Genomic DNA, 9,038 nt, shown 5'->3' with positions numbered 1-9,038 from the left:
TTCTATTATCACTGGTACGGACAGTTGCAGACTTATTAGATGGATGAAGAAATACTGGAAAACAAAGATTAGGACGCTCAAGACATTTTTAACAGGCGTAAAATTCGATTATAGAGCTATATTAAATACCATTAAGGAAAATGTCACAAATGGAATCACAGAGGGATTTGTAAATAAACTAAAAGCTGTAAAGAGAACTATGTATGGTAGAGCGAGCATTAAACTACTAAGAAGAAAGATGGTTCTGGAGCATATATTCTTCAACTAAATTAGAGAAGAACCAGTGATTCGGTAAGTACAACGAAAGATATGTATATCAATTCCTTTGATAATCAGCGCAACGAAAACAAAATCACCTTTTTCGTTGCGCTATTGAGTAATAAGGCCCATATTACTCAGCAAAGCATGTAGGATAACAGAGTGATAAGGGCCTTATTACTCAATATCATGTATGTTTTTACCTTATCATACATGCGATAACATATTGAATAACAATCCATTGCACCAATCATGTATGATATGTCATAAAAAACACAGAAAAAAAATAAAATATAGCGACTAAATCTACATTAACGACTTGGTTGAATCATTATTTTGTTAAATAGATCAACACGTTTTAGGGACAATAAAATCACAGAAAAGTATTGGTTGCATTGATATTCATTTAGAAAGGATATTTGTCAAACATTATAAATATTCTAATAAACGAAGAAAGCCGCCAGTCTCACGAATGAGACTAAACGGCTTAATGAAAGGAGGAAGTGGTACCACCAGGAATCGAACCGGGGACACAAGGATTTTCAGTCCTTTGCTCTACCAACTGAGCTATGGCACCATGCTTTTTGTTTTGCGAGTGCAAAGATAGGCTTTTTATCCCACACTCACAAATTTTTATTCAAAAAAATATTTGCTTTCAGGAAATTTGATTACCTTTGCATTCGCAACGATTTAAATAATCGGGATGTAGCGCAGTTGGTAGCGTACTACGTTCGGGACGTAGGGGTCGGGCGTTCGAATCGCCTCATCCCGACAAATTTAAGGCTAAGGATTTAATCATCAATGATTTAGCCATTGTCGTGAGTAAAGTGGTCGGCGAATTTTCGGCGACCACTTTATTATTTTAAAGTTCATCCTATATTTTGAGTGGTACTACTGTAATTAAAATATATATATTAGAATTATAAATACATATGTAGCATTACCAAATGTAAAGAAACGGCTATTCTGTATATGATCCACGAATTCTTTCATGCCTATTTTACTTGCATCTCTTATTCTTGCTAAAACTTCTCGCCTATTATGTGCACTAATATTCCTATTACACTTTTTACTTATTGCATGTAAATATGGGTTAAAACTCCACATACGGGCGCAGCCTTTCTATTTCTTCTAGTGGAAAGTCTTTAAGCAGCCTAAGATCATCAAGACTTTTTAGCGGTCCACGTAAACGGCGATAATCAACAATATCACGAGCCTGATAGAAAGATATATAAGGATGTCGCTTGAGCTGATTCAGCGACAACTTGTTTACATTCAGTTTGGCAACACCAGTGGAACTTGCCGTAAAATATTTAAGTGCTGATTCTGGGAAGCCATCTATTTCCTTTAGTTGTTCTACACTAGAGAAACCACCTAAACGGCGACGATATATTTCTATTTCGTGAGCATAATACGAACCAACTCCAGGAACACGTTGCAGCATTGCCGTATCGGCAGAATTAAGTTGCAAATGTTCACCGGCCTTTATCTTTAATGAATATTTAGCAACAATACTATCATGATGAGCTTGCCTAGCAGCCACTTCAGGCAAAAGCGAAGCAGGCTTATAATCAGAACCTATACGTATGTAAGGCTGCATTTCATGAAATTGCTTTTGGGTGAGCCCATACAGTCTTGCAAAATCGGTAGAAGTACGATATATACCACCATGTGAACGATATTTATAGATGTTACGAACCTGCCAAGGACGCAAGCCTAAACGCAATAATTCAGTACTATCAGCGGTATTAGGATCAAACGGGAACAACTCTGCCTTTTGCCCTGCCACATAATAATACTTATGTGGATAATGCCTATAAGAGTAATTATTGTCATATTTACGGCTATTGGATTTATAGCCATACCCTGCGTTTGACACTTCATCACCACCTAAAAAGAAGAATGCCACCAATGCCGATACAGCTATCGTAAGCAAAAATAGTATTACACGGCGATCAGATTTATTAAAATAAAGAAATTCCTTTAAAAACATTTTAGATTATTCCGAGTTGATGCAAAAATACAGAACCTATACATAGAGGACATATAAAACGTACTACAAAAAGCCAGATTCCATAGATGCGCGAAGATATAGTTCCCCAGTTAGTTATTTGATCCTTAACAATATTCTTTGGAACATACCAACCTACAAACACACAGGTGAAAAATGCTCCCAAAGGTAATAGTATATCAGATGTAATGAAATCACAGAAATTAAGAAACGACTTACCAAATACGGTTATGTCTACAGCTCCACAAGACAGTGAGCAGAAAATACCTATAATGATGCAGACAATCGTCTCTATCCAAGCACCTTTAGAACGACTGATATGCAATTCCTCATAGAATAAAGCAGTACCTATTTCATGCATTGATATTGTAGACGTGAGAGCTGCCAATACAAGAAGCCCATAGAAGAATACTCCTATTATATATCCAAGCACAGGCATTCCTGCAAACGCTTGCTGGAAAACCGCAGGAAGAGTAATAAATATCAAAGACGGTCCACTATCAGGACGAACTCCAACTGAAAATGCAGCAGGAAATATCATCAAACCTGCAAGAATCGCTACAAGGGTGTCTATTCCTGCAATCTGCACAGCAGACTTTAATAGATTTGTCTGTCTGTTGAAATAACTTGCATAAGTACAAAGGCATGCTGTTCCCAACGATAATGAGAAAAATGCCTGTCCTAAAGCATCAAGAAAAACACCTCTGGTGACCTTAGAGAAGTCTGGTTTAAAAAGAAATTCTAATCCACTTTTCGTACCCGGCAACATACAAGACGCAACAACAATAATAAACAACAAGATAAAAAGAGTTGGCATGAGTATATTAGAAGCTCGTTCGATTCCCTTTCTAACTCCCTTTACTACTACAAGATGAGTCATAATGATAAACGCCACGGTCCAGAATAAAGGTTTTAATGGATCAGAAGAAAATGTCTTGAAATAATGCTGAACATAAGTTACATCGCCATTTAGCTGTCCCATTGTAGAAGCAAACAAGTATTGCAAGCACCAGCCTGCTACAACAGAATAGAAACCGAATATTATCATCGACGTGATAGCTCCGCCATATCCTAGCAACGACCATTTACGCCCACCAAGATTATAATAAGCACGCGCAGCGTTAGCTCCAGAGTGACGGCCTACAACAAACTCAGCAACCATTCCTGGAATACCTAAGATGAACACACATACTAGATATACTATTATGAAAGCTGCGCCACCATCCTGACCTGTCATATATGGAAAGCGCCATATATTTCCCAAACCTACGGCAGACCCAGCTGTCGCCAATATCACTCCTATCTTTGTTCCAAAATTACCTCTTTCTGACATATAAAGAAATTAAATCACTCCAAATTGATGGAGCATTATTGCTAAAATACACAAAGGACAAACAAAACGCATGGCAAAAATAAACAGCTTATAGAAACCAAACTTCAGCGTTCCCCAATTTGACAACTCGTCAATAACAATCTGCTTAGGAATATACCAACCAACAAAAAGGCACATGAAAAATCCAACAACAGGAAGCATTAACTGACCTGTTACAAAATCAAACAAGTCAAGAAGATCCATACCAAAAAGCGATAAACCACTCTTATGTCCAACCGAAACAGAACAAACAGCACCTATGATACAACAAAGAGCTGTAACTATCCAAGCACCAGACTTTCGTGATATATGAAGTTCTTCATAAAAGAACGCAGTGTTTACCTCATGGAGAGAAATCAATGATGTGAGGGCTGCAAGGAAAAGCAAAGCATAGAACATCAATGATACAGCCCAGCCCAATAAAGGAACTCCAGAAAAAGCCTGATTAAAGACATTTGGCAAAGTAATGAATATGAGCGAAGGTCCACTATCAGGGTTTATCCCTACAGAAAAAGCAGCTGGAAATATCATCAATCCTGCCAACAATGCAACCATAAGATCAATGAATCCTATCTGTATAGCCGATGTCGTGATGTTAGTGTGACGGCTGAAATAACTGGCGTATGTGCAAAGACATCCCATACCAATGCTCAAAGAATAAAAGCACTGCCCCAAAGCCCCAAGAAAAACATCACTGTTTACTTTTGAGAAATCAGGTTTCAATAAGAAATCAATACCTTTTGATGCTCCAGGGAGCATACAAGCTGCAACAACAATAACCAATAGGAGCACAAACAAAGTAGGCATCATTAGTTTTGAAGCCTTTTCAATACCGTTTCTTACGCCATGAATGATAATAAAATGCGTAATCGCAAATACTAATATTGTCCAAAAAACAGGTCGTATCGGATTCTGTGAAAACTCTACAAAGTAATTTTTCACAAAATCGGGATCACCATTCAGTTCACCCATCACTGACGCATATACATAATTAAGACACCAACCAGAAATAACTGCATAATAACCAGTTATTAAAAATCCCGTCAGCACCTCAAGATATCCAACTAGCTTCCAAGCTGTACCATTTGAAAGACGAGTATATGCACGCGCAGTATTTGAGGCTCCGTGCCTGCCGATAATAAATTCACTGATCATACATGGTATTCCTAATATGATAACACATGCAATATAGATTAGTATAAACGCTGCACCACCGTTTTTACCAGTCATATAAGGAAAACGCCATATATTGCCCAGTCCGACAGCAGAACCGGCTGTAGCCATAATTATGCCTAACTTACTTCCAAAACTTGCTCTTTCTTCAGACATTATTGATATATTTAACTAAAACGATTGCAAAATTATAAAAAAATATCTAATTTTGCAGAAAAATAGAAAGTAAATATGAATAATTTATTCCATTCAGTAACGAAATATCCATTTTCAAGTGTTTGTATACTAATTATATGGACATTGTGTTTTATTCCTATACCAGAAACTCCACTTGACAAGATTTCCATGATTGACAAATGGACACACATGGTAATGTATGGCGGAACATGCGGAGTTATATGGCTAGAATATCTTGCAAAGCACAAAAAGGTTAAGTGGAATAAGATTATAATATGGGCACTGCTTGCGCCTACATTAATGGGTGGTTTAATTGAAATTCTTCAGAAATATTGTACAGGAGGTATGAGAAGCGGAGAATGGCTTGATTTCACAGCCGACACAATTGGTGTCGGTTTGGCATTCATTATCGGAAGTCTTCTGGCAATGTGTTTTTCCAAAGTTTAAATGGGAATTTCAACATGTGAGAGTTATAAAAGCGCTTATCACCGGTAACTTCCATCCCAATAAAATCAGGCTTTTCATAGGGTTCTGACTCATCAGACAATTCCACTTCTGCCATAACAAGTCCCTCGTTGTCACCATAAAATTCATCAACCTCAAACGTATGATTACCACTTTTTACAAGATATCTACGCTTGTCTATCACCCCACCTTGGCAAAGTGCCATAAGATGTTCTGCTTCGTCTGTTGATATTTCCTTTTCAAATTCATAGCGCGTCATTCCCCCATTCACGGATCTAGCCTTAATCGTGAGATAGCTTTTATCATCACGAATACGAATTCGCACCGTCGCACCATCTGCAGGAATATATCCCTGTTTGATATGGCTACTTGAAAAGGCGGCGTTCTTATATGCGTCGCCTTTCTTTACCAAAAACTTACGTTCTATTTCCAGTCCACTCATTATGCCATAATAGCTGTATATATCATAAAGATTATAGCAAGCAAAATAAGTCCGCCGAAAATCCAAACGATAATTTCTCTACCTCTTTTTTCCTGTTTTTTCTGAAAGGCATCATGTTTTGCCTTTCTTAATGCATTATTGCTGCTCATAGTTTTATTATTTTAGATTATTGAATGTTATGTTTATTCAACTTCAGCCTCACTTGCTGCAAACTCCATGAGATATGCTTTAATGAAGCCATCCAGTTTGCCATCCATGACAGCGTCAACATCAGAGGTTTGGAAGCCTGTACGGTGATCTTTTACACGACGATCATCAAATACATAACTTCGTATCTGACTTCCCCACTCGATCTTCTTCTTACCAGCTTCAACCTTTGCCTGTTCTGCTTGTTTCTTCTTCAAAGCTCGATCATACAATTGAGACTTCAACAGAAGCATAGCCTTAGCACGGTTCTTTGGCTGATCACGAGTTTCAGTGTTCTCAATAAGTATTTCTTCGTGTTCGCCTGTATCCGGATCTTCATACTGATAACGTATACGAACACCAGACTCGACCTTATTCACATTCTGTCCGCCAGCACCGCTTGAGCGGAATGTATCCCAACTCACTTTCGCAGGGTCTACATAAATTTCTATAGTATCATCAACAAGTGGAGTAACGAAAACACTCGCGAAACTTGTCATACGCTTTCCTTGAGCATTATATGGTGAAACTCTCACTAGACGATGCACACCATTCTCGCATTTCAAATATCCATAAGCGAACTCTTTGCCCTCAATGGTCATGGTTACGCTTTTTATTCCAGCTTCATCTCCGTCCTGAATATCAGTAATCTTGACTGCATATCCATGAGCCTCAGACCAACGCTGATACATGCGCATAAGCATAGCAGCCCAATCCTGGCTCTCTGTACCACCGGCACCAGAGTTTATCTTCAATACAGCATTAAGAGAATCCTCTTCCTGACGAAGCATATTCTTGAGTTCAAGGTCTTCTACTGAATTAATTGCTTTTGCATAGTCTTCATCAACCTCTTCCTCTGTGACCATATCGTCTTTATAGAAATCGAAAGCCAACTGCAATTCATCTGCGAAATGTCTACATTCACTGTAGCCTTTAATCCATTTTTCTATGCTCTTGACAAGCTTCATCTGTTCCTCGGCACGCTTTGGATCTTCCCAAAAATCGGGTGCCTGAGTACGCAGTTGCTCTTCTTCAAATTCTATTTTTTTTTGGTCTATATTAAGATATTTGCGGAGTGCCTCAGTGCGCTCCAACACATCTTTCAACTGATCTGCTGTAATCATATATTATTCCTCGAACATTTTGTCTATTTCGTCCTTGTAGTTTTTACAAATAACAGATCGTCTTAACTTCAATGTATTTGTAAGTTCACCATTTTCCATTGAGAAATGGTGAGGCAACAATTTGAAGCGCTTTATCTGCTCGTAATGGGCAAGTTGCTGCTGTAAAGTATCTATACGTTCCTTCATCATATCGTATATTTCTTTACATGCACACAAGTCTTCACGACTTTCAAATTTTATATGATGCTCACGTGCCCATTCTTCTATCATTCTGAATTCTGGGACGATAAGTGCCGATACGAACTTACGCTGATCTGCGATTATTGCTACCTGATCAATATACTTGTCTACCAAAAGAAGAGACTCTGTCATCTGTGGAGCTATATACTTTCCATTTGATGTTTTGAAAAGGTCTTTAATACGCTCTTTCAAAAACAGCTCTCCATTCTTCAAATAACCTGCATCACCAGTATGGAAGAAACCATCTTTATCAAAAGCCTCAGCATTTATTGAGTCACGATGATAATAGCCACGAGTTATTGTAGGACCTTTTAATAAGACTTCATCATTCTCACCTATCTTGATTTCTATACCTTTGATAGGATAACCTACAGAACCAACAGTAAAAGGTTTTCCCTTGTGATTACATGAAACAGTTGCAAGACTTTCAGTAAGTCCATATCCAACTAACATGTGAATTCCGATAGAATGAACAAACTCCTCAACTTCTGGCGAAACATAAGCACCTGCTGTAGGGAAGATGTTTGAATTATCCAATCCAATCTGCTTGCGAACAAGACTCAATATAGTCTTATTTACAAGTTTATATTGCAATTCCAAAGTCAATGGCACATGACGTCCATGACTAATATACTCAATATTACGTTTTCTGCCTATTGCAAGTGCCTGCTTGAACAACTTACGCTGGAAAGGACTTGCATCATCAATTTTAGATTTTACCGCAATATATACTTTTTCCCAGAAACGAGGAACCGAACTCATACTTGTAGGATGAGTCTCTCTCATACTCTGTTGAATTTCATTCGGGTATGTATTTATTATCAAGTGAGCACCTTCTGTAAGAGAAAGATATGCCCATCCACGTTCAAAAATGTGTGTAAACGGAAGAAAATCGATGACTCTATCCTTTTCACTAATTGGAACGCACTCATCATTAGCTATCATAGCTGCAAGATACTGTCCGTAAGTTAAAACAACACCCTTACTTTCGCCAGTAGTACCGCTTGTATAAAGAATATCACAGATATCATCATTACTAGCCTCTTTCCATAAGTTTTCTACTTCTGTCTGGCGTGGAAGTTTCTCACCCAAAGCTAGGAAATCGTCAAAATAAAGAGCATTAGGGTCATGAGTACTAATTCTTACGCTTGAATCAAATATGATGATTCGCTCAAGTGAAGGACAAAGTGCAAATATTCTATGTGCCTTATCATACTGGTCTTGTTCACCAACAAAAATAAAGCGAACCTGAGCATCGTTAACCATATACTGAATTTGCTGTTCACTTGTAGTGGCATAGAATGGTATTGTCACACCACGCACTCCATAAACACCAAAATTAGTATATAAATACTGAGCGCAATTTTGTGAGAACACAGCTATGTTTTCCTGCGGCTTTGCTCCAATATTAAGTAGAGCATTACTGACCTGCTTTACTCGTAATGAAAACTGATTCCATGAAACAGTGTTCCATTTAAGACTTCCAAAGTTACGGAATGTAATAGCCTCACGATTTCCATACTTCTTTGCCTGTTCGTGAATCAATACCGATAGATGACATCTTGTTTGCATAATTGCTTATTTTAATTT

General features: G+C 37.9%; 9 protein-coding genes and 2 tRNA genes. 3 read left to right on the top strand and 8 right to left on the bottom strand.

The window, feature by feature from the left end; genetic code table 11:
• On the top strand, positions 1-268 hold a 268-nt coding region (locus tag B045_RS0102705; protein ID WP_018462734.1), incomplete at its 5' end, for a transposase.
• 494 nt (positions 269-762) lie between these two features.
• Here B045_RS0102705 and B045_RS0102700 read toward each other — a convergent pair.
• Positions 763-835, bottom strand: a tRNA-Phe gene (locus B045_RS0102700).
• A gap of 122 nt (positions 836-957) precedes the next feature.
• Between B045_RS0102700 and B045_RS0102695 the strand changes: the two genes are divergently transcribed.
• Positions 958-1,030: transfer RNA gene (locus B045_RS0102695), tRNA-Pro, on the top strand.
• 321 nt (positions 1,031-1,351) lie between these two features.
• Here the strand turns inward: B045_RS0102695 and B045_RS0102690 are convergent.
• The 3 genes from B045_RS0102690 to B045_RS0102680 are packed head-to-tail and all read right to left on the bottom strand — an operon-like array spanning position 1,352 to position 4,970.
• Entirely contained in the window at positions 1,352-2,251 is a 900-nt protein-coding gene (locus B045_RS0102690) for a helix-hairpin-helix domain-containing protein (RefSeq protein ID WP_018462733.1), read from the bottom strand.
• Position 2,252: 1 nt separating this feature from the next.
• A complete protein-coding gene (locus tag B045_RS0102685) occupies positions 2,253-3,602 on the bottom strand; it encodes a sodium-dependent transporter (RefSeq protein ID WP_018462732.1) in 1,350 nt (449 codons plus the stop codon).
• 9 nt (positions 3,603-3,611) lie between these two features.
• Entirely contained in the window at positions 3,612-4,970 is a 1,359-nt protein-coding gene (locus tag B045_RS0102680) for a sodium-dependent transporter (RefSeq protein ID WP_018462731.1), read from the bottom strand.
• Between the two features lie 75 nt (positions 4,971-5,045).
• Here B045_RS0102680 and B045_RS0102675 point away from each other — a divergent pair, with 75 nt between their 5' ends.
• Positions 5,046-5,438 carry a VanZ family protein gene (locus B045_RS0102675; RefSeq protein ID WP_018462730.1) on the top strand — a complete coding sequence of 131 codons (393 nt, stop codon included), beginning with the start codon at positions 5,046-5,048 and terminating at the stop codon, positions 5,436-5,438.
• Here B045_RS0102675 and B045_RS0102670 read toward each other — a convergent pair.
• Genes B045_RS0102670 through B045_RS0102655 form a run of 4 tightly spaced genes read right to left on the bottom strand, consistent with a single transcriptional unit; the run spans position 5,398 to position 9,020 of the window.
• Positions 5,398-5,898, bottom strand: a complete 501-nt coding sequence (locus B045_RS0102670; protein WP_018462729.1) for a CYTH domain-containing protein — start codon at positions 5,896-5,898, stop codon at positions 5,398-5,400. The genes B045_RS0102675 and B045_RS0102670 overlap by 41 nt on opposite strands.
• Positions 5,898-6,047 (bottom strand): hypothetical protein, encoded by a 150-nt coding sequence (locus B045_RS15405; protein ID WP_018462728.1) that lies wholly within the window; start codon positions 6,045-6,047, stop codon positions 5,898-5,900. The genes B045_RS0102670 and B045_RS15405 overlap by 1 nt, the downstream gene beginning before the upstream one ends.
• Before the next feature lie 33 nt (positions 6,048-6,080).
• Entirely contained in the window at positions 6,081-7,208 is a 1,128-nt protein-coding gene (prfB, locus tag B045_RS0102660; protein ID WP_018462727.1) for a peptide chain release factor 2, read from the bottom strand.
• A 3-nt stretch (positions 7,209-7,211) separates the two neighbouring features.
• Entirely contained in the window at positions 7,212-9,020 is a 1,809-nt protein-coding gene (locus B045_RS0102655) for an AMP-dependent synthetase/ligase (RefSeq protein WP_018462726.1), read from the bottom strand.
• Between the last annotated feature and the right edge of the window lie 18 nt (positions 9,021-9,038).

Origin of the sequence: Segatella paludivivens DSM 17968 = JCM 13650 (genome assembly GCF_000373185.1) — a bacterium.
Lineage (GTDB): Bacteria > Bacteroidota > Bacteroidia > Bacteroidales > Bacteroidaceae > Prevotella > Prevotella paludivivens.
This window is presented reverse-complemented; position numbering and strand designations above follow the sequence as displayed.